The sequence below is a fragment of the Pseudenhygromyxa sp. WMMC2535 genome (assembly GCF_011083025.2).
This window is the reverse complement of sequence record NZ_JABJWV010000001.1, coordinates 6,487,729-6,511,273: the sequence shown is the minus strand read 5'-3', so window position 1 is coordinate 6,511,273 and position 23,545 is coordinate 6,487,729. Positions and strand designations below refer to the sequence as shown.

Here is a 23,545-nt window from a genome sequence, read left to right as displayed (position 1 = left end):
GGCGGGAGCTTACTCGGGCGCGGCGCCCTCGTCGTCGGCGAGCATCGCCTCGTAGATCTGGTGCGAGGAGGTCTCGAGCGCCGCCAGGGCCTCGCGCAGCGCCAGCGAGTCGACCTGCTCCGCAGATAGCGAGGCCTTGAGGACCTGAAGATCGGCCTCGATGTCGCCCCTGGCCGAGGCCGAGAGCGAGGCCCCAAAGGCCTCGAGGGAGCGCTCGCAGGTGTAGACCAGGGTCTCGGCGCGGTTGCGGAGGTCGGCGAGCTCGCGGCGGGCGACGTCCTCGGACTTCTTGGCCTCGGCCTCCTCGGCCAGGCCCGAGAGCTGATCTTCGGTCAGGCCCGAGGTCGGCTGCACGGTCATCGAGGCGCTCTTACCCGTGCCCAGATCCTGAGCCGAGACCGCGAGGATGCCGTCGGCGCTGATGTCGAAGGTGACCTTGATCTGCGGGACCCCGCGGGGCGCCGGGGGGATGTCGGTGAGCTGCAGCCGGGCGAGGCTCTTGTTGTCCTCGGCCATCTCGCGCAGGCCCTGGAGCACGTGCACGGGGACCACCGGCTGGTTGTCCACGCTGGTGCTGAACACCTCGGACTTGCGCGTGGGGATGGTCGTGCCCTTGGTGATCAGCGCCGTGAACACGCCGCCGGCGGTCTCGACCCCGATGTTGAGGGGCGCGACGTCGAGCAAGACCACGCCCTTGACCTCGCCCTCGAGGATGCCGCCCTGGATCGCCGCGCCGCAGGCCACGACCTCGTCGGGGTTGACCCCGGTGCTCGGCTCGCGGCCGAAGAAGTCGCCGACCAGCTGCTGGACCAGGGGCATGCGGGTCTGGCCGCCGACGAGCAGGAGCTCGTCGATGTCGCCGGGATCGAGCTCGGCGTCGGACAGGGCGGTCTGGCAGGGGCCCAAGGTCCGCTCGACCAGCGCGCGGGTCAGCTCCTCGAGCTTGCGCCGGGTCAAGCTGAGCTCGAGGTGGACCGGCTGGCCGCCGACCGCCGCGATGAAGGGCAAATTGAGCTCGGTGTCCAGGGACCACGAGAGCTCGTGCTTGGCCTTCTCGGCGGCCTCCTTGAGGCGCTGCTTGGCGAGCTTGTCCTCGCGCAGCTCGACGCCGTGCTCGGCCTTGAAGCTGGCCGCCGCCCAGTCGACGATCGCGTTGTCGAAGTCCTCGCCGCCCAGGAAGGTGTCGCCCGAGGTCGCCAGGACCTCGAAGGCGCCCTCGCGCAGCTCGAGGACCGAGATGTCGAAGGTGCCGCCGCCGAGGTCGTAGACCGCCACGGTCCGCGTCTCGATCTCGCCGCCCTCGCCCGCGCTGCCGATGCCGTAGGCCAAGGTCGCGGCCGTGGGCTCGTTGATGATCCGCTCGACCTCGAGGCCGGCGATGCGCCCGGCGTCCTTGGTGGCCTGGCGCTGGGCGTCGTCGAAGTAGGCCGGGACGGTGATCACCGCCCGGGTGATCGTCTCGCCGACGTAGTCCTCGGCGCACTCCTTGAGCATGCCGAGGATCGCCGCGCCGATCTCGCTGGGCGAGTAGCGGCGATCGTCGATGGCGATCCACGCGTCACCGTTGTCGGCGGCGACGATCTCGTAGGGCAAAAAGCGCGCGAGCTCCTTGACCTCGGGATCCTCGAACTTGCGACCGATCAGCCGCTTGGCGGCGTAGACGGTCTTGCTGGGGTTCGTGATCGCCTGGCGCTTGGCCAGCTGACCGACGAACTGCTCCCCATTGTCGCTGAGCGCGAACACCGAGGGCGTCGTCCGCGAGCCCTCGGGGTTTGGGATCACCCGTGGCTCGTTGTCCTCGAGCACGGCGACGCAGGAGTTCGTAGTCCCGAGATCGATGCCGATGATGCGCTCGCCCATCCCTGCCCCACTCTACCCGAAGCGCGCTCAGTTGGCGGCGTCTTCGACGGGGGCCGGCGGGGCACCCGTCGAACCCGGTCCAGCGACGACCACTCGAGCCGGGCGCAGGAGCTTCTCCCCGCGCATGTAGCCCTTCTCGTACTCGATCGCGACCATCCCCGGGGCGAAGTCCGGCGAGTCGATCTGCTGGAGCGCGTCGTGGATGTTGGGGTCGAAGGGCTTGCCGACGGTCTCGATCGGGGTGATCCCGTGCTTGGCCAGGGCGCTGAAGAATTCCTGGCGGACCATCTCGAGGCCCTTGATCAGCTGCTCGTCGGCGTCGGCCGGCGCGACACTGAGGGCCCGCTCGAGGTTGTCGCCCACGGGCAAGAAGGCGCCGAGCAGGTTTTGGTTGGCGCGATGGATCGCGTCGTCGATGTCCCGCTTGACCCGCTTCTTGTAGTTCTCGAGGTCCGCGACGGCGCGCAGCCACTTGTCGCGCAGGGCCTCGTTCTCGGCCCGGGCCTCGACCAGCGCGCCCTCGAAGTCGGGCTCGGGGTCGTCGAGGACCTCGAAGCCCTCGTCGTCCTCGTCTTGCTCGTCGCGACCGCCGCGGACCTTCTCGACGGCCGCTTCGGCCTCCCGCATGACTCGCTCGAGGTCGCCGTCGTTGGTCTCGGGTGCGTCCTGATCTCCGCTCATCTGACTCCTGCGTGCTGCGATCGAGGGCGACTCGCCCTCGGGCTCGAGAGATGGCGCGGTCTAGCCGCGGCTGGTCATCGCTCGCGCGGCGTATTCTATCAGAGGAATCACGGCCTCGTAATCCATGCGCGGGCTCCCGAGCACCGCGACCGCCCCGGTCGGGGGGGACTGCGAGCCATGCGGGAGGCGCAGACGGCAGCCGACCAGGGTCAGGCCGCTCGCGCTGCGGACCACCGCCTCGTCCGCGTCGAAGGGCAGCGCGCCGGCGAAGCGCTCGATCCCCACGTCGAGGTGAACCGCGGCGCGCGGGCGATCTCCGGGCTCTGGGAGCAGCTGGCAGAGGATCTCTGCGAGGCGCTGGTAGTCTTCGAGGGCCGCGAGCAGCTCCCCTGCCCTGGCGCCCGCGCCGGCCCCCTCGACCTCGGAGACCAGGCTGCCCCAGCCGGCGACCTGCATCCACAGCGGATCGAAGGAGGCCGCGCACAGCAGCATGCCGATGCGCAGGGCCTCGGCCATGCAGTGATCGAGGCGCTCTTGCTGGGCCGCGAGCAGCTCGCGCAGCTCGTCTTGGGCCTCGACGAGGCTGCGGCCCACGGTGAGGTCGCGCAGCAGGCCGGCGAGGCGCACGAGCTGGCGCCGGCGGAGCTGGCCGGCGTCGTCGAGCAGGGCGCGATCGAGCTCCACGGTGTGTACGCTGCTCGCGCCGTCCTCGAGCTTGAGCATGACCAGCAGGCGGCCGTGGCCGGCCGAGGAGCCGCCCGCGAGGGGCACGAGCTCGACGGCGTGGACCACCCCGGGCCGGGCCTCACCGACGAAGCCGATGGCCGCGCAGCCGCACAGCTCCGAGAGCACGCGCGCGGCCGAGCGCAGGCTCCGGCGGGGATCGGCGTCGGCGAGGCCGACGTCGAGGAGGCGCTGGTGCTCCGGGCGGGCCGGGCCGCGCGGCAGACGATCGACGAACACCCGCCAGCCCTCCGGGGTCGGCATGCGGCCGCTGGCGGCGTGGGGCTTGTGGACCAGGCCGGCGCGCTCGAGGGCGGCGAGTTCGGCCCGGATCGTCGCGGGCGACCACTCCAGCGCCTGGCTGGTGCGCAGCGCCCCCGAGGCCACCGGGCGCCCGTCGACCACGTACTGGCGGCACAGGGCCAGCAGGATCTGCCCTTGGCGGGGGGTCAAGCTGGCGCCGGGAGTCGCCACGGCAATTTTCTACTTTGGTTTGGCCGCGGGGACCAACACATCTTGCGCGATGGTGTCGTGGACCAGCCAGCGCTCGCCAGCGACGCGCAGCACCTCGCCCCCCTGCGCCCACTCCAGGTTTTGGAGGGCGAGCTGGCGGGCCACGCGAGCCTCCAGCCAGGTCCGATCGACGGCGAAGCGGGCCAAGAAGGCGCCCACGTCGAGGCCGCGCAACCTTCGCAGGCCCAGCCACAGCCCCTCGGCGGCGGCCTCCTCCCCCTCGAGGCGCTCGAGATCTCCCGGCGACGCCGACGACCACGCCGCCAGCCCGCGGGGGTTGTGCCGGCGCTCGACCGCGCCGTCGGCACCGTGGCGGACCGAGGCCGCCGAGGGGCCGAGGCCCACGACGTCCCGCCAGCGCCAGTACTTGCTGTTGTGGACCGCCTCCGCCCCGGGCAGGGCGTAGCTGGCGACCTCGTAGTGGGTCAGCCCTGCCGCGCGCGCGTGGGCCTCGGCGACCAGCAGCAGCTCCGCCTGCAGATCGTCGTCCGGGAGGATCCGCAGCCCGCGGCGAACCAGCTTCGGCCACGGCGTGTCGGGCTCGACGGTCAGCGCGTAGATCGACAGGTGCTCCGCGCCGGCTGCGAGCAGCTCGTCGATCTCCCGGCGCAGGATGTCTGCGCTGTGTCCCCGCCAGCCGAGGATCAGATCGGCGCTGACCCGCAGCCCCGCCGCCCGCGCGGCCGCGACACAGGAACGCCCGCTCCCGCCGCCGTGGCCGCGACCGAGCTCGCGCAGGCCGCCCTCGTCGAGGGTCTGGACGCCCAGGGAGACCCGGCCGACGCCGCGCGCCACCAGGCCGTCGAGCATCGCCGCGTCGACGTGCTCGGGGTTGAGCTCGACGGTGACCTCGGCCATGGCCGCGAGCGCGAGGCCCAGCGAGCCCTCGACCCAGTCGAAGAGCCGCGCGAGGCCCCCGAGCCCGATGGCGCTGGGCGTGCCGCCGCCGAAGTAGAGCGTGTCGAAGGGCCTGGCGAGCGCCGCCGACTCGCGCTGGCGCTCGGCCTCGAGGCCGAGAAACCAGCGCTCGACGCCGTCGACGATCACCCGCGGCGAGCCAATCTCGAAGTCGAAGTCGCAGTAGGGGCAGGCGCGCTCGCAAAAGGGCACGTGCACATAGAGGCCCGCCACCTCCGCCAGCGACGCCGCCGGCACCTAGAACATCTCGTCGATGGCCGGGAGCTCGGACCAGAGCTCGACCTCGCCGGCGGACACGTTGCCGAGCTTGGCCGCGACGCCGCGCCACCACCAGCTCGGCAGCTGGTCCATGTCGACGCCGTGGTGCTCGAGCAAGCTGGTCTGCTCCTCGATGCTCTCGATCATCGACTCGTGGAAGGGCTCGCCGCGGCCGCGCAGCTGGGCCCCCAGGCGCCGGGCCGAGCGCAGCGGCGTGCTCTGCTCGAGGCCGTCGACGCTCGCGCGCAGGGCCTTGCGGACGACGCCGAGGTCGGGGAACTCGTAGACGCGGCCGACCACGGGCACGGCCTCACCGCTGATCAGGGCCATGCGCGAAGACCAGGCCGAGATCAGGCGATCGTGGACCTCGAGCGATTGCCCGACGTCCTGCACGACCTCGCTGCGGATCAGCACGATGGCCTCGTTGGCGTTGGCGTACACGAAGGACACGTTGCCGGTGGTGATCAACCCCAGGCCAGCGCGCACCACCATGCGCGCGAGCTCGGGATCGAGGACCTCTTGTTCGGCAGCTCGCGCCGCGAGCAGACGCTCCATCGTTCGGGTGTCGGCGATCAGACGGACGACCAGCGAGAAGCCGTCCATCGGCACGTGATCACCAAACACCTGAAATGCCGAAAATGCGTTCCAGGACGTCTGCACCGCCATGCCCCTGGACAATACCGTCCGCCTCACTTGGCGGTCAAAATCGTGTAGCCGAAATAAACGATGGCCAAGAACAGGACGGTCAGCCCGATCCAGACCACCGGGTTTCCGCGCCTGGTCTGCTCCGAGACCACGCCCTGGCCAAAGGAGCCCGTGTTGACACCCTCGACGGCACCCGTCGACAGCGTCTGCCGTGAGCTCCCGACCGCGCGACTTCGCGCGCTGGTGCGGGATCCGGCCCGGAGGTTGTGCGTGTTTCGCGTGATCGGACGCGAGGAGCCCGACTTGCTCGTACGCTTTTGACCGCCGGTGCTCGGCCGGCTCTCGTGGCGACCCGAGTCCTCGCGCCGACCCACGCCCGACTCCTCGGGGCGGATGTCGGCGACGAGCTCCTCGAGGTTCCCGATGGTCATCGAGCGCCTGCGGACCTTGGCCTCGCCGCGGGAGCCGAGGTTGCGCGCCCAGTCGGGGGCCTCCTCTTCCTCCTCCTCGGGGGCCTCGCCGATGGTGTCGAAGGCGTCGAAGTCGAGGGCGTCGTCGACGAGGTCGTCGTAGAGGTCGTCGTAGTCGACCTCCGCCGGGGCGCCCTCGCCGAACATCTCGTTCATGAAGGCGCTGATCCGCCGGGCGTTGGCCGACCAGCCGACCTCTTGCATGAACGCGTCGAGCTCGCGGTACATGTGATCGCAGTTTTGATAGCGATCACCGGCGTCGACCTCGAGGGCGCGCATGATCACGGCCTCGAGGGCCGGGGGGAACTCGGGATCGACGAAGGTCGGCGCCGGCACGTCGCCGGACAAGATGCGCTCGCGGACGTCTTCGGGGCGGCCACGGAACAGGCGCCGGCCCAGGCACATCTCGTAGAGCACCACGCCGAGCGCGAAGATGTCGGCGCGGCGATCGAGCTCCTGGCCGTAGATCTGCTCCGGGGCCATGTACGAGAGCTTGCCAGCGAACTGGCTGGGGCCCTTGGACACGGCCGTGGCCCGGGTGGCCGCGATGCCGAAGTCGACGATCTTGGCCACGCCGTCGTAGCCGACGTGGATGTTTGTCGGGTTGATGTCGCGGTGGACGAGCCCGAGCAGCTCACCGGTGTCGTCGCGGCGATCGTGCGCGTAGTTCAGACCCTCGAGGGCCTGCATGATGATCCCGATGCTCAGGTCCATCGGGATCATGTTGCCGGTGCCCACGGCGCGGCGGAGCACGGCGACCAGCTCCTCGCCGATCAGCAGCTCCATGGCGATGAAGTACTCGCCATAGATCTCGCCGAGGTCGTAGGTGTGGACGACGTTGTTGTGGGTGAGCGTCGCCGCGACCCGAGCCTCGTCCAGGAACATCTGCACGATCTCCGGGCGCTCGACGAACTCCTCGCGGAGACGCTTGACGACCAGCTCTTTGGCGAAGCCTTCGATGCCCGTGTATTGGGCGCGGTAGACCTCGGCCATGCCGCCGGTCGCAATGTGCTCGACGAGCAAATACTTGTCGCCGAAGGGCGTTGGCTCGATGTTGCTCAAGACGCCGGAAGCTTAGACGATCCCGTCGACGGCCTACAAGGCCGACGTCGGCCCGCAGGCCTGGGCCCCGCGCGAGGATCCGCGAGCGGGGCAACCGCGCGAGGACCTGCACCCCACCCGCCGCCCACCAGCCGAGGCGTGCCCGCGGACGAGGTGAGCGGTCGCGCTTTGTCTGCCAGGAAACGCCGCGATGAAGGCCAGATTACAAATGCCCCGCCATAGCAATGGCCGCCTCGCGGAGACCTCGCCAAAGCGCCTCGCGCTGGCCGCGAGGCGCCGGCCGCTGGGCTGCACGGACACACAGGCCACAGGCCACGCCGCCATTGACGCCGACGCCGGAAAACCAAGCGATACCGGAAAACCAAGCGATATCGGCAGCAAAGCAGGTGAAGACGAGGACCCCTGACGAAGGTGATGAAGGGGATCGAAACGATGAAGCGGGCGAGGCTGGTGCTCGGCGTGGGCACGACTCACGCGAGCGCGCTGCGTCGACGCCGACAAGTGCGTCTTGGTGATCGCCCGCCGACGCCCGCCGACAACCGTGGCTCGATGACGAGGCCCTCGCTCTCTCGCCGCTCCCTCGCCGCGCCCTCACTCCTGGCCCGACGCCGAGGCGCCGACGCGAGAGCCTGGGCAACGACCGCGACGCCTGTTACATCACCTGGAGCCGCGGGCTGGATTGGGCATCGCGGCCGCGCCAAACCCCACATCGCATCCGAGCAGTGCACGCCCTACTACGACGAAGGCACCGCCTTGCCGAGGGACGAGAGCGTCGGAGTGTGCGCAATCCCGGATGGATCGGTGCGCCTCGTTCGCGCGCTGTGTTGTGCATTGCCTGGGCCCTCACCGCGCCCACAGCCTGCGAGGAACCCGCAAACCCGTTCGAGGACCAGCCTCGCGCTACTGACGCGCCCACGGAGCCCACGCCTTCGACGAGCGCCTCGGACCCTGGCGATCCCTTCACCGGCCCCCTGGCCGCGTGGCAGCCTGCGCCGTGGTCGACCTGGCCGCTCGAGGCGGTCGACATCGACCAGGTCTCGGGCTGGCGGATCAGCCCGATCAGCGGGCAGTACGAGCAGGTCAGCGGGCTGCACCTGCGCGTCGACGCGGACGCCTATGTGCTGGCGATCGCCGACGGCCGGGTGAGCGGGCAGACCGTCTCCGAGGACGGCGGGGTTTTCGTGACCGTCGACCACGACCAGGGCGTACGCAGCGAGCTCGGCCCGCTGCGCGAGGCCTCCGTCCACGCGCAGCTCCCGGTGACTCGCGGCGCGGTCTTGGGGCTCGCGGCTGGGCCCTCGCTGACCTTGCGCACCTTCGTCGACGGCGTGCAGGTCGATCCCCTCACGCTCCTGCGCCAGCCCCTGCGCCGCTGGCCTGCGATGCTCGAGCGCCTCCCGCCGCCCCCTGCCGAGCCCGACCCCAGCAGCTCCCCTGCTCTCCCCCAGGATCCCTAGAAGCTCGGCTAGTGTACACACACTAGTGTGCGCGGCAGAGGACTTGAAGGGCCCCAGGCTTGGAGCACCGGCCGCTGACTTCGTTGCTCGTCAGTCATTTGTGCCCGACCTCCTCCCTCCTCCCTCCTCCCTCCTCGCGCCTCGTCAGCAACCGGCGGTCCGGCGCCTGGGACCCTTCAAGTCCTCTGCCGCGCACACTAGCGCCAGCGGAGCATGCGGCTGATCGGCGTGCGCCCGCCGGCCCGACTGTAGCGAAGGCGAGCGCGGCGAAGATCCTGGAGCGCCGGCCAGGAGTTCGCTTCGAAGCGGCGCACGAAGGCGTCCTCGAGGGTCGGGCGCAGATCGATGGGGTAGTCGAGAGGCGGCCGCGCCATGCGTACGCCCCCCCCGGCGAGGTCGGGGATCAGCCGCATCTCCCACAGCGCCGCCGGCTCGTCCGGGTCGCGCCGCGGCCACGGGCCCACGCTGTCGAGCAGGCGCAAGACCACGCCCGAGAGCCGGTCGCGGATCCAGCTGGGCTCGCCGGGGTAGACCTCGAAGAGCCCGACCACCGAGGCCATCGCCGCCGCGAAGCGCGGGCGCTGATCGGGGTCGAGGGCCAAGCCGGGGATCTCCCCGCGCAGCGCCCTGCGACCCCAGGAGTCGCCCTCGAAGCGCGCGTCCGGGGCCTGGGCCTCGCACAGCGCCCAGTCCGTGCGCGCGACCCAGAGCAGTTCGAAGTCCGCGTCGTCGGGAGCCAGCGCGCCGACCTCGGCGGTGAAGCGCTCGAGCAGAGGATCGAGGCGCGCCTGCCCGCGCTCGCCGTCGAAGATCGCCGCGGCCAGGAGATCGAGGCCCTCGCCCGCAGGCAGCGTGAGCTCCGGGCCGAGGCGCGCGGGCACCCTCGCGGCCCGCCGTGGCCCCGGCCAGTCGAGCTCGTCGGGGGCCTCCTCGACGAAGCCCAAGCGCAGCGGCGGCCGGCCCTCGCCCCGGCTCACCGCTCGACCGTACGCTCGCCTGCTGCGCGCTCGCGGACCATGGCCACGAAGCGATCGAAGAGCGCGTCGGAGTCCTGCGGCCCAGGGCTGGCCTCGGGGTGATACTGGACCCCGAAGATCGGGCGGTCGCGCAGGCCGACGCCGGCGACGGTGCGATCGAAGAGGTTGAGGTGCGTGAGCTCGGCGCCGTCTCCGAGGCTCTCGACGTCGACCGCGAAGCCGTGGTTTTGGGCGGTGATCGCAATCGATCCGTCGCCCTCGTCGCGGACCGGGTGGTTGCCGCCGTGGTGGCCGAACTCGAGCTTGTAGGTCCGGCCGCCGAGGGCCAGGCAGAGCAGCTGGTGGCCCAGGCAGATGCCAAAGAGGGGCAGCTCGCTGCTGCGCGCGTCCCCAAGCAGCTCGCGCAGCTGCTCGATCACCGCCGAGACCGCCGCTGGATCCCCGGGGCCGTTGGACAAGAACACCCCGTGGGGCGCCTCGGCGAGGACCTCGGACACGGGGGTGGAGGCCGGCACGACCTTGGCCCGCACGCCGCGGTCACGGAGCTTGCGCAAGATGTTGCGCTTGATCCCGAAGTCGTAGGCGATCACCCGCAGCTCGGGGTCGACCGCCTCCGGGCCGGCGGCCGCGGCCGCGCGAGGGGCTCGCCAGCTCGGCTCGTCCCACTCGTAGGCCGCGTCGGCGGTCACCGTGTCGACGAGGTTGCGCCCGACCATCGATGGGGCCGAGACCGCGAGCTGACGCAGCGCCTCGATGTCTTCGGTCTCGCTGGAGATCGCCGCCATCTGGGCACCGTGGTCGCGCAGGTGCCGAGTGATCGCTCGGGTGTCGACCTCGGCCAGGCCGACCACGCCGCGGCGGGCCAGCCAGTCGCCGAGCGGCTCCTTGGCGCGGTAGTTGGAGACCACCGGCGACAGCGAGCGGACCACCAGGCCGACGGCCGCGGGCTGCTCGGACTCCTCGTCCTCGGGGTTGGCCCCGACGTTGCCGATCTCCACGGCCGTCAGGCAGACGATCTGCCCGCAGTACGAGGGATCGCTGACAATCTCCTGGTAGCCATAGAGCGAGGTGTTGAACACCAGCTCGCCCACGCAGGTCCCTCGAGCCCCAAAGCCCTGCCCGCGGAACACTCGCCCGTCAGCGAGCACCATCACTCCCGGCCCATGGTAGCGGTCGTCGCCCATCGGTGGCGGATGGTATATGAGCGCGCCGCCTCCCGATACCGGGGGCCGGCCACGCGGTGAGGGCTGCGCCTGCGCCGAGGCCCCGCGAGATCGCGCCTGCCGCGACTGCGCCCGCCCTGGCACCCCGCCCCTTCGGCGCGCGCATGGGCCGGGCGCCGGCGAGACGGCTCGCACCCGCGACTGTCGTCGCCCGCGCGACTGCTGTGGCGCGCGCCGGCTATACTCTTCGCCCATGGCCGAGGCCAGCGCTCCGCGACCCACCGCCGCCGTCTTGCTGATCGGCAACGAGCTGCTCTCGGGCAAGATCCGCGACGAGAACGGCTGGTATCTCAGCCGCGTCTGCCGCCGTCGCGGCCTGACCCTGCGCGAGATCGCGGTGGTCCCCGACGAGCTCGACACCATCGGCGAGGCGCTGCTGCGCCTGCTCACGAGCGTGCCCCTGGTGTTCACCTCCGGCGGCGTCGGCCCGACGCACGACGACGTGACCATGGCGGCCATCGCTCGCGCCACGGGGCGCCGGCTGATCCGCGACGGGCAGATGGAGGCGATCTTGCGCCAGCACTACAAAGGCGCCGCCGCCGAGGCGGCCCTGCGCATGGCGGAGATCCCCGAGGGCACCACCTTGCGCGCCCTCCCCGGCTGGCCGGTGATGCGCCTCGACCTCGCCGCGGGCGAGATCTTCGGCGCTCGCCCGCCCCAGCCCCACGACGCGCGCATCTACATCCTCCCGGGGATCCCCGCGCTCTTGCGGGCGAAGATCGAGACGCTCGAGGGCATCCCCGGCGAGCTCCCGCCAGCCCGCGACTGGGCCCTGGTCGAGCTCCACACCTCCCTCGACGAGAGCGCCCTCGCGGACCGCCTCGACGAGGTCGTGGCCGACTTCGCGGACGTCGAGATCGGCTCTTACCCCAGCTGGATCCCCGACGAGGGCGGGCGCTTGCGCGTGCGCGTGAAGATCACCTTCGAGGCCAGCGACGCCGCCCGAGCCCAGGCGGCCCGCGATGCCCTCGCTGACCAGCTCGACCCTGCCCGCCTGCTCCCGCCCCCCGCCCCCACGTCCTAGAGCGGCTTCGCCGACGAGAAGGGTGACTTAGCTCGCGGCTCGCGGGGGGCCGTCCGCGGTGATACCGTCGGCCCCATGCGTGCGGCCCCTCCTCTGGTTTTGGCGGCGACCTTGCTCTTGCCGCTGGTTGCTTGTGACAAAAAACCCAGCGACGACTTGCTCGCGCCGCCCGAGGGCTACGACCCCGTCGAGACCGAGGGGCTGACCCTCAACAAGGCGGGCATGAACGCCCTGCTGCCCACCGAGGGCGACGCCCGCGCGGCCCACCTCGAGGGGCTGAAGGCCGAGGGTGCATTCAAGGGCCAAGCCAAGTGCACCGGCGGATCCAGCACCGGCGACATGGAGGATTCGCAATACGGTGAGTACAAGCTCACCTGCGACGCCGGCACCGTGCTCTACGACATCGAGCTCAAGTACTACCTCTACACCACCAAAGCGCTCGGTCGCCCGCTCAAGGGCGGCGCCTACGTCGACTTCTCCGGTACCTTGGTCGACTTCGAGTTCATCGACGAGTCCAAGCCCCGCAAGATGACCGCCACCGTCTCGGTCGGCGAGTCCATCGAGCGGCTGACGAAGTGAGCGAAGGACAAGGCACGCAGCGCTTTTCTTCACGCGTTGCGATGCAGATCGTCTCAGCTGCGCTAGCCTCTGTCCGCCTGGGTCACCGAGCGACTCGCGTCGCGCGAACCTCGCCCAGGCGATTTTTCTCCACGCGACTTCGAGCCCTGCAACCTGTGGTGAACCCCGTCACGATCCCGCGCGAGCCATCGCCGCCCGATCCAGGCCTCACCCGACCGCGCAGGTCCACCTCGACCCCTCCCCCGTCGCTCCCTCCCACCTCGACCCTCTCGAATTCGATCTCGAAGGGCGCGAGCCGAGCCGCATCGGGCTCCTCCATAGGTCGCTGACTTGGGATTCGAAACCGTTGGCTCCCCTTGGCTGTGGGCAGGCTTCTTGGTCGGCGTGCTCTTGATGCTCGCCCTCGACCTCGGCGTCTTCCACCGCGACACCCACCGCGTGACCTCGCGCGAGGCCCTGATGTGGTCGGTGGTCTGGGTCTCGCTCTCGCTGTGTTTTTGCGGCTTCGTGTGGTGGCGCTTCGGCTCCGAGCCGGCGCTCGAGTGGCTCTCGGCCTACGTGATCGAGAAGTCGCTGAGCGTCGACAACATCTTCGTCTTCATCGTCATCTTCCGCTACATGAAGGTGCCGCGCGACCACCTGCATCGGGTGCTCTTCGCGGGCATCCTCGGCGCGCTGATCCTCCGCGCGCTGTTCATCCTCGTCGGCCTCGGGCTGATCGAGATGTTCACGTGGTCGCTCTATCTGTTCGGCGGCTTCCTGATCTACACGGGCATCAAGCTGCTCGTCGCCGGTGACGACGAGCCCGACGAGGAGGCCGGTGACTCTTGGGTCAAGCGCAAGGCCGAGCAGTGGCTGCGGGTCACCCGCGACTTCGAGGGCCCCCGCTTCTTCGTCAAGCAGCCAAAGCAAGGTGGGCAGGGCGGGCGGTGGTTCGTCACCACCTTGTTCGTCACCTTGCTGATGATCGAGACCGCCGACGTGATCTTCGCGCTCGACTCGATCCCGGCGATCTTCGGCATCTCCCGCGACCCCTTCGTGGTCTTCACCAGCAACGTGTGCGCGGTCCTCGGGCTGCGGGCGATGTTCTTCTTGCTCGAGAACGTCATCGACCGCTTCCACTACCTCCCCTACGGCCTGGGCCTGGTGCTGGCCTTCATCGGCGTGAAGATGGTCCTCGCCGAGGGCATCGGCGGCATCGGGCTGTATCGCGCGGGGGTGCCCCACGCAGCCTGGCTCGACCCCGTCGAGGTCCCGATCGGCTGGTCGCTGGGCTTCGTCGCGGCGATCTTGGTGATCTCGGTGCTGCTCAGCCTGCTGCGCCCGCCCAAGCCCGAGTCCCAGGGCTGAGACTCTGAGCGAGCCGCCTGCCCGCAGCGGGCTTTGCGGCCCCAGGGCGCCCGCCTGCCCGCGCCCGCCTGCCCGCGCCCGCCTGCGAAGTAGCCCCGCCGGCGGCGCCCGCGATATCCTCGCCAGCGTGGCAGACCTCGACCACTACCTGCGCTACCTCGCCCGCGCGGATGTCGAAGCCTTGGTGCTCCAGACCGGCAAGGTCGCCGCCTTGCAGCTGAGCAAGGGCAACCTCCACCCGCTGACCAAGGCCCCCCTCGCCGCCGGGCACATCGTCGCGCTCCTCGACAGCGTCGGCCAGCGCGAGCTGCTGCCCGCGGCGGACACCCCCGGCGAGCCCTCGCTGATCTCCGTGGCGGGGCTGAGCTACAGCTGCCGGGTGGCCCGGCGCGGCGATCAACTCCAGGTCCGCATCACCAGCGCGAGCGAGCAGGAGGCCGCCGCCGCCCGCCCACGCGCGAACTCTCGCCCCTCGCCCCAGGCCACGGCGCAGCCCCAGGCGCGGCCGAGCTCGGGGCCGACCCGCGCGCCGGCCACCTCCCCGACCCCAGCGGCCTCCCCCGCCGCGCCCGCGCCCGGCTCCATGCGCGAGCTGGAGCTCGAGACAGGCGGCGCCGCCCTCGAGATCGAGAGCATCGAGGTCGTCTCCTACGGCTCCACGGCATCCCCATCCCCATCCCCTTCTTCCTCCCTCTCGTCCTCCCCCTCGTCCAGCCCCGCGGGGGGTCGCGCCGGCGCCTCCGCTCAGTTCGGCAGCCGCCCGCCACGCTGCACCTGGACCAAGGGCACGCCCTCCTCGCGCATGCTCGCGATGCTCACCGAGGCCCGCGAGTCCGGATGTAGCGACCTCCACGTCGTCGGCGGGCAGCCGGCTCGCCTGCGCCGCCTCGGCCGGCTCGAGCCCGTGGGCAAGGACATCCCCCCCGGCGACATCGAAGCCATGCTCCTGCCCCTGCTCGAGCAGGCCGGCAAGCACACCCGCGAGCAATTCGAGACGCTGGGCTACGCCGACTTCGCCGTCGAGTTTGCGAGCACCGGGCGCATGCGCGTCAACTTCGCCAAGGGCCGCAGCGGGCTCAAGGGCTGCTTTCGCATGATCGTCTCCACGCCCCCGCGCCTCGCCGAGCTCGGCCTGCCGCGGGAGCTGGGCAAGGTCGGCGAATACCACCAGGGCCTGGCCGTGGTCTCGGGGCCCAGCGGCCAGGGCAAGACCACGACCATGGCGGCGCTCGTCGACCTGGTCAACCGCAACAAGCCGGCCCACGTGATCACCGTCGAGGACCCCATCGAGGTCGTCCACCCCATCGCCAAGGCGGTGATCAGCCAGCGCCAGGTCGGCCTGCACACGGCCAGCTTCCACTCGGCGCTCAAGGGCGCCCTGCGCGAGGACCCCGACGTGATCGTGATCGGCGAGCTGCGCGATCGCGAGACCGTCGAGATGGCGCTACAGGCCGCCGAGACCGGCCACCTCGTCATCGCCAGCATGAGCACGCCCTCGGGCGCCAAGACCATCGATCGCCTGATCGACATGTTCCCCCCCGACGACCAGGCCCAGGTCCGCTCGACCCTCGCCGGCGCCCTCAAGGTCGTCGTCTCCCAGCGCCTGGTCCCCGCCAAGGACGGCTCGCGCCTGGTCGCCGCCTCGGAGCTGATCACCGGCAACGTCCCGCTGTGGAGCTTGATCCGCGACAACAAGCTGTTCCAGCTGCCCAGCCTGCTCCAGCGCGGACGCAACTACGGGATGATCCGCGTCGAGGACTCGCTCAACGAGCTGCTCGAGCAGGGCGTGATCACCGAAGAAGACGCCAAGGCGGCGGCCGACGATCCGCGGGCGATCGGCGTCAAGCGGCCGGGCGCCGGCGCCGAAGGTCCAGGCGGTCCAGGCGGTCCAGGCGGACCCGGCGGGCCCGGTGGCGCCCAGCCCCCCGCAGGCGAGCGCGGCAAGGACCTCGGCAAGTCCGCCCTCGGAGCCGTGCGCGGCATGTTCGGCCGCAAGAAAGGAGACAGCTGATGCCCGCCCTCGATCGCTACTTCGAGCTGATGCTCTCGGAGAAGGCCTCGGACCTGCACCTGTCCGTGGGCTACCCGCCCATGCTCCGCCTCAAGGGCGACCTCGTCCCCCACGGCCAGCAGCCCATCGACGAGGCGCGCATGCGCAGCTTGCTCGACGAGCTCCTCGACGAGCCGACACGCGCGCGCTTTCACGAGGAGCGCGACCTCGACTTCGCCTACTCCCTGCCCGACGGCAAGGGCGGCGCCAAGGCGCGCTTTCGCTGCAACTACCTCTACAAGCACACCGGCCCCGGGGCGGTGTTCCGGACGATCCCCTCGAAGATCCTCACCGCCGAAGAGCTCGGGCTCCCGCCCCACGTGCTCGACCTCGCCAAGCGCCGGGCCGGCCTCGTGCTCGTCACCGGGCCGACGGGCAGCGGCAAGAGCACGACCTTGGCGGCGATGATCTCGTGGATCAACCACAACCGCGCCGGGCACATCCTGACCATCGAGGATCCGGTCGAGTTCGTGCACCAGCCGGTCAAGTGCCTGATCACGCACCGCGAGGTCGGCCACGACGTGCCCAGCTTCGCCGACGCGATCCGCTCGGCCGGGCGCGAGAACGCCGACGTGATCCTCGTCGGCGAGCTGCGTGGCCCCGAGACCATGCGCCTGGCTCTCCAGCTCGCCAGCTACGGCGTGCTGATCTTCGCCACGGTCCACACCAACTCGGCGGCGGCGACCATCGACCGCTTCATCAACGTGTTCCCGGCCGGGCAGCAGCCGGCGATCCGCGGCATGCTCGGCGAGTCGCTGGCGGGGATCATCGCCCAGCAGCTGCTCAAGCGCGCCGACGGCAGCGGGCGGGTCGCCGCTCACGAGGTGCTGATCGGCACCAACGCGGTCTCGACCTGCATCCGCGAGAACCGGACCTCGATGATCGACAGCCTGATCCAGGCGGGCAGCCGCGACGGCATGCAGGGCATGGACGCGACCTTGGACAAGCTCGTGCGCGCAGGCACGATCTCCGCGCAGGACGCCCTCGACAAGGCCCTCGACAAGAACAGCTTCGCCAAGCAGCCGCACATCGCCAGCCAGATCGACATGCCAGTCGAGTGAGCCCAACCCGCGTGTGCCCGGCGCGCACACGCGGACCGCGAGGTCCCGCCTTTCACTACCCACGCGACGCAGCTCACCTCGCGGCGGGTGTGCGCCCCACGCTCTCGCACCCCGCGCGCCACCTCGCAACGTCCAGGTCACGGCTCGGTCATCGAAGCTCACGCGCTTGTCTTCGTTGTGTCGAATCCCCGCCGACGCCTGTCTTCCAGGCGCCGGCGATGGTCGACTCGCGCCCGTGAAGGACGAGCGCATCCGCTTCGACACCCGCACCCCCTTCGAGCTCGAGCTGCGTCGCCGCGTCGACGCTCACCTGCGCGCGCGCGGCCTCGGCCGTGACGGCGGGGCCAAGATCCGACGCAAGACCGCTGTGCTCTTCGCATGGTGGGCCGCCGGCATGGCCATGGCGCTGATCGGCGCGACCCCGGCGTGGGTGCTCCTCGGCAGCATCAACGTCGGCCTGGCCGTGGGCGGCATGGGCATGAGCATTCAGCACGACGGCGGGCACCGGGCCTTCGCCAGCACCCGCCGCGGCAACTGGTGGGCGGCCGCGGTGCTCGACTTCCTCGGCGCCAGCTCCTACGTGTGGCGGGTCAAGCACGGCGTCGTCCACCACACCTTCCCCAACGTCGAAGGCGCCGACGACGACATCGAGCTCGGCGCGCTCGCGCGCATGTCCCCGGGACAGCCGCGCTACGCCTTCCACCGCCTGCAGTTCGTCTACCTCCCGCTGCTCTACGGCTTCATCACCTTCAAGTGGTTTTTGTGGGACGACTACCGCGACCTCCTGCGCGGCAAGGTCGGCGCGGCGAACATCGCCATGCCCCGCGGCGCCGAGCTGGCGCTGTTCATCGCCGGCAAGGTCGCGCACCTCGGCTGGGGGCTGGTCCTGCCCGTGATCGTGCTCGGCTGGGCCTGGGGCCTGGCCTTCTACGTGGTCGCCTTCTACCTCGCCGGCTTCGTGCTCGCGCTGGTCTTCCAGCTCGCGCACTGCGTCGAGGAGGCCGAGTTCATCTCGCTCGCGCCGAGCGAGCACATCGAGCGCGGCTTCGCCCAGCACCAGCTCGCGACCACCGTCGACTTCGCCCGCGAGAACCCCTGGCTGACCTGGTACGTCGGCGGCCTCAACTTCCAGGCCGTGCACCACCTCTTCCCGCGGATCTCCCACGTGCACTACCCGGAGCTCGCGGGAATCGTCGAGACCTGCTGCGCCGAGTACGGGGTCCGCTACCACGCCAGCCCCTCGCTGCGCGCCGCCGTGACCTCGCACCTACGCTGGCTGTGGCGCATGGGCCAGCCCGTGGCCGACGCCAGCCCCGGCCGCCTGGACACGCTGACGGCACCCTGAGCCGCCGGTAGCTCGCAGCGATGCCACTCGCCGCAGGCCGCGTAACAGCGCCCACAGCTGCGGCGCGGCCCGGGCCCTGGCCTTGCCTGGCTCCAGTGCCAGGCACAAAATCGCGCCATGCGAGCCACCAGCCTCCCCCTCGCCTGCGCCCTGCTGCTCACGCCCCTTGCCTGCAAGCCCAGCGCAGACGAGTCCGTGGCGCCCGAGACCGCCGAGGCCCCCGCGCCCGAAGCCGCCCCCGTGTCCCCCGAGGGCAATTGGCTCGGCAGCCTGGCCCTGCCCAACAACACCGGCCTCGACTGGATCTTGTCGGTCCAGCCGCCCGAGGACGCCCCCGAGGGTCCCGCGATCGCCCAGCTGTGGATCCCCCAGCAAGCGGTCACCGGCGTCTCTCTGGGCGAACCCGTGCCTGTTCCCGATCAGCCCGGCAGCTACACGGTCAGCTGGCCGCAGGTCAACGCGACCTGGACGCTGGTCCCCGGCGAGGGCCCGAGCTGCACCTTCACCCAAAACGGCCAGGCCCTCGACTGCGAGGTCGCGGCCATGAGCGACGAGGCCTTCACCGAGGCGACCGCCCTGCGCCGCCCGCAAAACCCCGAGGGCACCCCGCCCTACGTGGTCGAGGAGCTGCGCTTCGAAAACCCCGACGCCCCCGGGGTCACCCTCGCGGGGACCTTGACCATCCCCGAGGGCCCCGGCCCGCACCCCGCCGTGGTCCTGCTCTCCGGCTCGGGGCTGCAAGACCGCGACGAGACCATCTTCAGCCACAAGCCGTTTTGGATCCTCGCCGACCACCTGACCCGCAACGGCGTGGCCGTGCTCCGCTACGATGACCGCGGCTTTGGCGAGTCGACCGGAGACCCCAAGCTCGCGTCCATGGAAGACTTCGCCAGCGACGGCTGGGCCGCGGTCTCGACCCTGGCCGCGCGACCCGAGATCGATCCCAAGCGCATCGGCCTGATCGGCCACAGCGAAGGCGGCGTGACCGGGCCGCTGATCGCCGCCACGCACCCCAAGAAGATCGCGTTTTTGGTCCTCCTCGCCGGATCCGGCGTGCGCGGCGACGCGCTGCTCGAGGCGCAGGCCAAGCTGATCTTCGCGTCCCAGGGCATGCCCGCGGCCAAGATCGAGGAGCAAGTCGCCCAGTCCAGGGCCGTCCACGAGGTCATCCTCGCCACCGCCGGTGAGGACCAGGCCACCCTCGAAGCCAAGCTGCGCGAGCTCCTGCGCGAGCAGTTCTCGGCCTTGCCCGAAGGCGAGCGGCCCACCGACATCGACGCGGCCATCGACACGCAGCTCGAGGTCCTCGCCTCGCCCTGGTACGTCCACTTCATCCGCTGGGATCCGACCAAGAGCCTCGAGAAGATCAAGGTGCCCGTGCTCGCGCTCAACGGCGAGCTCGACCTTCAGGTCCCCCCTGATCAGAACATCCCCGCGATCGAGGCCGCGCTCGAGCACAATCGCAAGCTCGAGGTCGTCCGCTTCCCCGGCCTCAACCACCTGTTCCAGCCGGCCGAGACCGGCGCCATCTCCGAGTACGCGCAGATCGAGACGACCATCGCCCCCGAGGTGCTCGAGACCATCACCACCTGGCTGACCAAGGTCGCCAAGCTCGACAAGCCGTCCAAGGGCTAGGAACCCAGCAGACACACCAGCGACTCACCCGCGTGTGCGCCAGGCATGGTCGTTCTCTCGACGAGTTCGACACCGAGGGACACTTCTCGAGCGAGCAGCTCGTGCTGGCGTCTTGCTATGGCGCGTCAGTTGGTGATCGCCAGCTCCTCGGTGATGCTCCAGGCCAGCCCACTCGCAAGCTCGTCCGTCCCGTCCGCCTCCACGGCTCGAAGATGACACGCGCCTCCAGGCCCAGCCGCCTGCGGGGGCAAGCAGCGCTCAGCTGAGGCTCGAGATGGCCCGGCCGCGCTCGTCTTCCTCCTCGACGAGCGACCACCCCGGGACCGAAAAACAGTTCGGGCAGCGATCGAAGGCCGAGGCCCCCTCGACCACGTAGCCGCAGTCGCCGCAGGCGCCGAAGGGGACCTTGGCCATCTCGGCGCGGAGCCGGGCGTCGGCGAAGTCCGCCCTCGCCACGCCGCCTCCGGCCTCTAGAGCGGCGTCGAGGCGGGCCTGGTTGCCGAACAGCGCCCCGAGCCCCAGGCCCAGGCAGCCCAGGCCGAGGACCGAGACGCCGAGCATGATCGGCCACACCGCCCCGGGCCCCGCCGCGTGGGCGAACAGGAAGTAGCCCGTGGGGATGAGGATCAGGCCGAGGACGCAGGCGACCACGGCCCCTGCCTTCCCGCCCTCGCGGATGAGATCGATGAGACCGGAGACCAGCTCGCCCATGCCCGTTCGATCCCCTCCCTCAAACCTCAGCCCTCGCCGAAGGTGATCGTGTGCTCGACCTTGGCGAGCCCCCCCCGCCCCGGCTTGCCGAAGGACCACCCATCGATCGCCTCGACGAGACACGTCACAATCGCCTGATCGGGAAAGCTCTCGCCGCCCTTCGCCCCGACCTCGATCGCCTTGCCCTCGGCGTTGATCGTGAAGGTCAAGGTCAGCGAGGCGTCGAGCTTGCCCCCACGCTTGGTGCACCGGCGGGTGTCCCTGCCGTGCGCGCGCATGATCCGGCGGACGATGCTCGCGTCGACGGGCCCGATCGTCGTTGACTTGGCGCTCAGCTTGGGCCCGGAGCGACCCAGGCTGAGCCCCGCGAGCTGATCCTTGGGGAAGGCCTCGGCGGGCAGCACGATCGGAGCCTCGGGCCCCTTGGTCGCGAGGCGCAGCTCGTTGCCGATCTGCCAGGCCATCCCCACCGAGGTCGCCGAGATCTTGGTCGTGTAGCCGCCGAGGTCGACGGGCTGGATGGTCGCCGCGTCGACCAGCCACGCGCCCTCGCCCTCGACCTGCCAGTAGGCGTGCTCGCCGTCGCCGATGAGGATCGAGGGGCGCTCGGCCGGGGCCTCTTGCAGGGTCGTGCGCGCGCCGTCGCTCGTCTGCCGGACCAGCGTCTGCGTGGGCTTGTCGCCGAGCACGCCGACGTTGACCAGGATCGTGTCCCCGGCCCAGGCGACGTCGAGGATGTGCTCGGTCTTCTCGTCAGCGCCGAACTCGAACACAGCCTCGGCCTGTTTGAACTCGCCGCCGATCCGCACGACCTTGCCCCAGCCAACGACCGTCAGGAGCGCGTCGCCGCGCACGGCCAGCTGGCGGTTCGAACGCAGGTAGCCGCCGAGGGGGATGGCCGTGAACTCCCCGCCCGCGAGCGGTGCGTGGTAGATGACGGTCTGCTGGCCCTCCTTGTCGTAGGCGGTGAGTACCAGGCGATCCCCGACCACCGTGGGGCTGCGCTTCATGTCCAGGTCGAAGCGCTTCGTGGGCTCGCCTCCGCCCTTGGCCAGGACCTGGATGGTCTCGCTGTCCCCGTCCAAGAAGATCTCGTCGCCGCGCATGGCGAAGGGCTTCATCCACCCGCCGAGGGCGAGGGTCTCCGGCTCCCCGCCCGCGCGCGGGACCTTCAGCAACTTCTTGCCGGCGCCGAGCCAGTAGGCGTCGTCGTCGACGAGCAAGGGCAGGCGCCCCTCGGGCCCGGTCAAAAACTCGCGACCCTCGGGCACGATCATGGCCACGTGCGACTCGAAGACCGGCGGCTCGGGCTCGGGAGGCTCGGTGACTTCGGGCTCAGCGGCTTCGCTCGGGGCCTGATCCGCGGTGGGGGTCGCCGGAGCTGCGGCCTCGGGCTCGGCGTCGCAGCCAAGCAAGGCGATAGCGAACAAACAGATGACTCTGATCGGTGTGACGCTCATGGGGTCTTCATACCAGACGCAGCACCGAGCGGTGCACACGGCCCGCCCCCGAACAGCACAAGCTAGCCGCCAGCCGCGGAGCCTCACGCGACCGCGGCGAGCATCGGCTCGATGATCTCCCGCCACGCGTCGCGGCGAGCCACCGCCAGACTCGCGTCGTCGAGTCGACCGAGCCGCTCGACGGCATGAATTCCTTCAAGGCCGCCCTCGAGCGCCAGGTGATCTGCGTGCCCGGGGTGTTCTTCGACATCGACCCCGGCAACCGCCGCGACCACATCGCCTCGCGCCTCGCCGGCTTCGTGCGCCTGAGCTTCGGGCCCGAGCGTTCGCAGATCGAGCGCGGCCTCGAGCGCTTCGCCGAGATGCTCGCCTAGGCGCCAATCAATTTTCCCACAAGATGAGATTGGGCCGCGGAACCTCGTCGAGGAGCTGTGGCCGCCGGCCCAGAAGCTTCGCGTAGTCCCGCATCATCGACGAACTCCAGGCGCGCGGCTCGACGATGGCGATGACCTCGAGGGCGCCGTCGCTGCCAGCTTCATAGATCTGCCATACCTCCTCGCGGTCGCTGAAGGCGTCGAGCTGTGTGTCGACGAAAGTTTCGACCGCGTCGTCGTCGAGGCCGCCGAGGAGACGCAAGGCTCGAGATTTTCCTGTGAAGCGAGTGATCTCGCCCATCGTCATCTCGGTGCTCGGCAGCGCGATCGGCTGGCGGTGCGGCGTGCGCATGCGTGCCGTCGAGGACGCGCTCTTCATCGAAGTCGACATCGAGCGCAGCCCAGCTGGCAAGGCCGAGTCTTCACTGATCTGCCTGGGCCTCGACGGTGAGCCGCGGTGGGTCGAAGGAACACAGACCCAGGGGGGCATCGATCCTGCCCGGGCGGCCTCGGCCTTCCTCAGCCCGCGCGAGCTCGCCGCCAGCTACGCCCTCGATGCCCTGCCCTCGACGCCCTGGGAGCCGCGCTTGCCCGACTCCGAGCTGGTGAGCACGCTGCGTCGACGGCCGGCGGCGCGAATCCGCTGGCAACGCTCGGGGTCGTGGTGGTTGGCCCTCGTCGCGATTGGCCCCGATTCCCAGCCGTGGCAACGTCAGAGCCTGACGCAGATCGACGTCGATGGGCGTCGCGTGCACTACCTCGAGTTCGACGCGCCGATGATCGATGACCGCCCCCTGCTCCTGCGCACGCTCGCCGCGATGTCCGAAGGCCAGCTCTACGGCCTGTGGGAGGACGGGCGCTTCGATCGATTTGGGTCCACACGCGTGGACCTCGGTTACGCTGTGAGCGTGACCCCCGTCGAGTCCTTCGCCTCGGGAGCGCTGCTCGTGCATCGAAGCGCCAAGCGGCGACCCGAGGGCTACCCAGAGCGCCCGGCGGGTGTCGAGCTGTTCTTGCCTGTCGACGGGTGATCGGGTCTTCATCATCACGGCACGTCCACCCGCGGTCGAAGGCTCAGCAAGCTCACCTGAGAGCGACGACCACTGAAGAAGGCGAGCTGCCCCGCACCGGGTCGCTCGCCTTCGTCAATTGCGCTCGCTCGTCTCCGC

23 protein-coding genes are annotated in these 23,545 nt (G+C 70.5%); 12 read left to right on the top strand and 11 right to left on the bottom strand.

The window, feature by feature from the left end:
• Positions 1-9: 9 nt before the first annotated feature.
• The 6 genes from dnaK to G6O69_RS25290 are packed head-to-tail and all read right to left on the bottom strand — an operon-like array spanning position 10 to position 7,130.
• Positions 10-1,860: a molecular chaperone DnaK gene (gene dnaK / locus G6O69_RS25315; protein ID WP_172306076.1), complete on the bottom strand. Its 1,851-nt coding sequence runs from the start codon at positions 1,858-1,860 to the stop codon at positions 10-12.
• 27 nt (positions 1,861-1,887) lie between these two features.
• Positions 1,888-2,541 (bottom strand): nucleotide exchange factor GrpE, encoded by a 654-nt coding sequence (locus tag G6O69_RS25310; protein WP_172306075.1) that lies wholly within the window; start codon positions 2,539-2,541, stop codon positions 1,888-1,890.
• Positions 2,542-2,601: 60 nt separating this feature from the next.
• A complete protein-coding gene (locus G6O69_RS25305; protein ID WP_172306074.1) occupies positions 2,602-3,738 on the bottom strand; it encodes a hypothetical protein in 1,137 nt (378 codons plus the stop codon).
• 9 nt (positions 3,739-3,747) lie between these two features.
• Positions 3,748-4,932: a coproporphyrinogen-III oxidase family protein gene (locus G6O69_RS25300; RefSeq protein WP_172306073.1), complete on the bottom strand. Its 1,185-nt coding sequence runs from the start codon at positions 4,930-4,932 to the stop codon at positions 3,748-3,750.
• A complete protein-coding gene (locus tag G6O69_RS25295) occupies positions 4,933-5,619 on the bottom strand; it encodes a hypothetical protein (protein ID WP_176397083.1) in 687 nt (228 codons plus the stop codon). It abuts the gene before it with no gap.
• A 23-nt stretch (positions 5,620-5,642) separates the two neighbouring features.
• Positions 5,643-7,130 (bottom strand): serine/threonine-protein kinase, encoded by a 1,488-nt coding sequence (locus G6O69_RS25290; protein ID WP_172306071.1) that lies wholly within the window; start codon positions 7,128-7,130, stop codon positions 5,643-5,645.
• 208 nt (positions 7,131-7,338) lie between these two features.
• Between G6O69_RS25290 and G6O69_RS25285 the strand changes: the two genes are divergently transcribed.
• Both G6O69_RS25285 and G6O69_RS25280 read left to right on the top strand, forming a co-directional pair.
• On the top strand, positions 7,339-7,536 hold the full coding sequence (locus G6O69_RS25285; protein WP_176397082.1) for a hypothetical protein: 198 nt from the start codon (positions 7,339-7,341) through the stop codon (positions 7,534-7,536).
• 418 nt (positions 7,537-7,954) lie between these two features.
• Complete coding sequence (locus G6O69_RS25280) at positions 7,955-8,587, top strand: peptidoglycan DD-metalloendopeptidase family protein (RefSeq protein ID WP_172306070.1); 633 nt, start codon at positions 7,955-7,957, stop codon at positions 8,585-8,587.
• Between the two features lie 197 nt (positions 8,588-8,784).
• Here G6O69_RS25280 and G6O69_RS25275 read toward each other — a convergent pair whose 3' ends face one another.
• A complete protein-coding gene (locus tag G6O69_RS25275) occupies positions 8,785-9,564 on the bottom strand; it encodes a hypothetical protein (protein WP_172306069.1) in 780 nt (259 codons plus the stop codon).
• Entirely contained in the window at positions 9,561-10,748 is a 1,188-nt protein-coding gene (gene carA, locus G6O69_RS25270; RefSeq protein ID WP_172306068.1) for a glutamine-hydrolyzing carbamoyl-phosphate synthase small subunit, read from the bottom strand. Before carA ends, G6O69_RS25275 begins: the two co-directional genes overlap by 4 nt.
• 232 nt (positions 10,749-10,980) lie before the next feature.
• On the opposite strand from carA, the gene G6O69_RS25265 reads away from it, so the two are divergent.
• The 8 genes from G6O69_RS25265 to G6O69_RS25230 all read left to right on the top strand — a co-directional run bounded on the left by G6O69_RS25265 (position 10,981) and on the right by G6O69_RS25230 (position 20,097).
• The gene (locus G6O69_RS25265) at positions 10,981-11,811 is read left to right on the top strand and encodes a molybdopterin-binding protein (RefSeq protein ID WP_172306067.1); all 831 of its coding nucleotides are present in this window, start codon (positions 10,981-10,983) and stop codon (positions 11,809-11,811) included.
• A gap of 75 nt (positions 11,812-11,886) precedes the next feature.
• Positions 11,887-12,390 (top strand): hypothetical protein, encoded by a 504-nt coding sequence (locus tag G6O69_RS25260; RefSeq protein ID WP_172306066.1) that lies wholly within the window; start codon positions 11,887-11,889, stop codon positions 12,388-12,390.
• 330 nt (positions 12,391-12,720) lie between these two features.
• Complete coding sequence (locus G6O69_RS25255; protein WP_172306065.1) at positions 12,721-13,740, top strand: TerC family protein; 1,020 nt, start codon at positions 12,721-12,723, stop codon at positions 13,738-13,740.
• A 127-nt stretch (positions 13,741-13,867) separates the two neighbouring features.
• Positions 13,868-15,751 carry a PilT/PilU family type 4a pilus ATPase gene (locus G6O69_RS42345; protein ID WP_172306064.1) on the top strand — a complete coding sequence of 628 codons (1,884 nt, stop codon included), beginning with the start codon at positions 13,868-13,870 and terminating at the stop codon, positions 15,749-15,751.
• The gene (locus tag G6O69_RS25245; RefSeq protein WP_172306063.1) at positions 15,751-16,851 is read left to right on the top strand and encodes a PilT/PilU family type 4a pilus ATPase; all 1,101 of its coding nucleotides are present in this window, start codon (positions 15,751-15,753) and stop codon (positions 16,849-16,851) included. Before G6O69_RS42345 ends, G6O69_RS25245 begins: the two co-directional genes overlap by 1 nt.
• Positions 16,852-17,086: 235 nt before the next feature.
• Positions 17,087-18,196 (top strand): acyl-CoA desaturase, encoded by a 1,110-nt coding sequence (locus G6O69_RS25240; protein ID WP_172306062.1) that lies wholly within the window; start codon positions 17,087-17,089, stop codon positions 18,194-18,196.
• A 117-nt stretch (positions 18,197-18,313) separates the two neighbouring features.
• Positions 18,314-19,831 (top strand): alpha/beta hydrolase, encoded by a 1,518-nt coding sequence (locus tag G6O69_RS25235; RefSeq protein WP_172306061.1) that lies wholly within the window; start codon positions 18,314-18,316, stop codon positions 19,829-19,831.
• Positions 19,832-19,863: 32 nt separating this feature from the next.
• Complete coding sequence (locus G6O69_RS25230; RefSeq protein WP_176397081.1) at positions 19,864-20,097, top strand: hypothetical protein; 234 nt, start codon at positions 19,864-19,866, stop codon at positions 20,095-20,097.
• Here G6O69_RS25230 and G6O69_RS25225 read toward each other — a convergent pair.
• Together G6O69_RS25225 and G6O69_RS25220 are read right to left on the bottom strand one after the other, a co-directional pair.
• Positions 20,090-20,542, bottom strand: a complete 453-nt coding sequence (locus G6O69_RS25225) for a hypothetical protein (RefSeq protein WP_172306060.1) — start codon at positions 20,540-20,542, stop codon at positions 20,090-20,092. The two genes, G6O69_RS25230 and G6O69_RS25225, sit on opposite strands and share 8 nt — an antisense overlap.
• Before the next feature lie 26 nt (positions 20,543-20,568).
• A complete protein-coding gene (locus tag G6O69_RS25220; protein WP_172306059.1) occupies positions 20,569-22,002 on the bottom strand; it encodes a hypothetical protein in 1,434 nt (477 codons plus the stop codon).
• A 185-nt stretch (positions 22,003-22,187) separates the two neighbouring features.
• Between G6O69_RS25220 and G6O69_RS25215 the strand changes: the two genes are divergently transcribed.
• On the top strand, positions 22,188-22,376 hold the full coding sequence (locus tag G6O69_RS25215) for a hypothetical protein (RefSeq protein ID WP_275943091.1): 189 nt from the start codon (positions 22,188-22,190) through the stop codon (positions 22,374-22,376).
• A 7-nt stretch (positions 22,377-22,383) separates the two neighbouring features.
• On the opposite strand, the gene G6O69_RS25210 is transcribed toward G6O69_RS25215, so the two are convergent.
• Entirely contained in the window at positions 22,384-22,638 is a 255-nt protein-coding gene (locus tag G6O69_RS25210; RefSeq protein ID WP_176397080.1) for a hypothetical protein, read from the bottom strand.
• Positions 22,639-22,654: 16 nt separating this feature from the next.
• Here G6O69_RS25210 and G6O69_RS25205 point away from each other — a divergent pair, with 16 nt between their 5' ends.
• Positions 22,655-23,407, top strand: a complete 753-nt coding sequence (locus G6O69_RS25205) for a hypothetical protein (protein WP_176397079.1) — start codon at positions 22,655-22,657, stop codon at positions 23,405-23,407.
• The last annotated feature ends 138 nt before the right edge of the window (positions 23,408-23,545 follow it).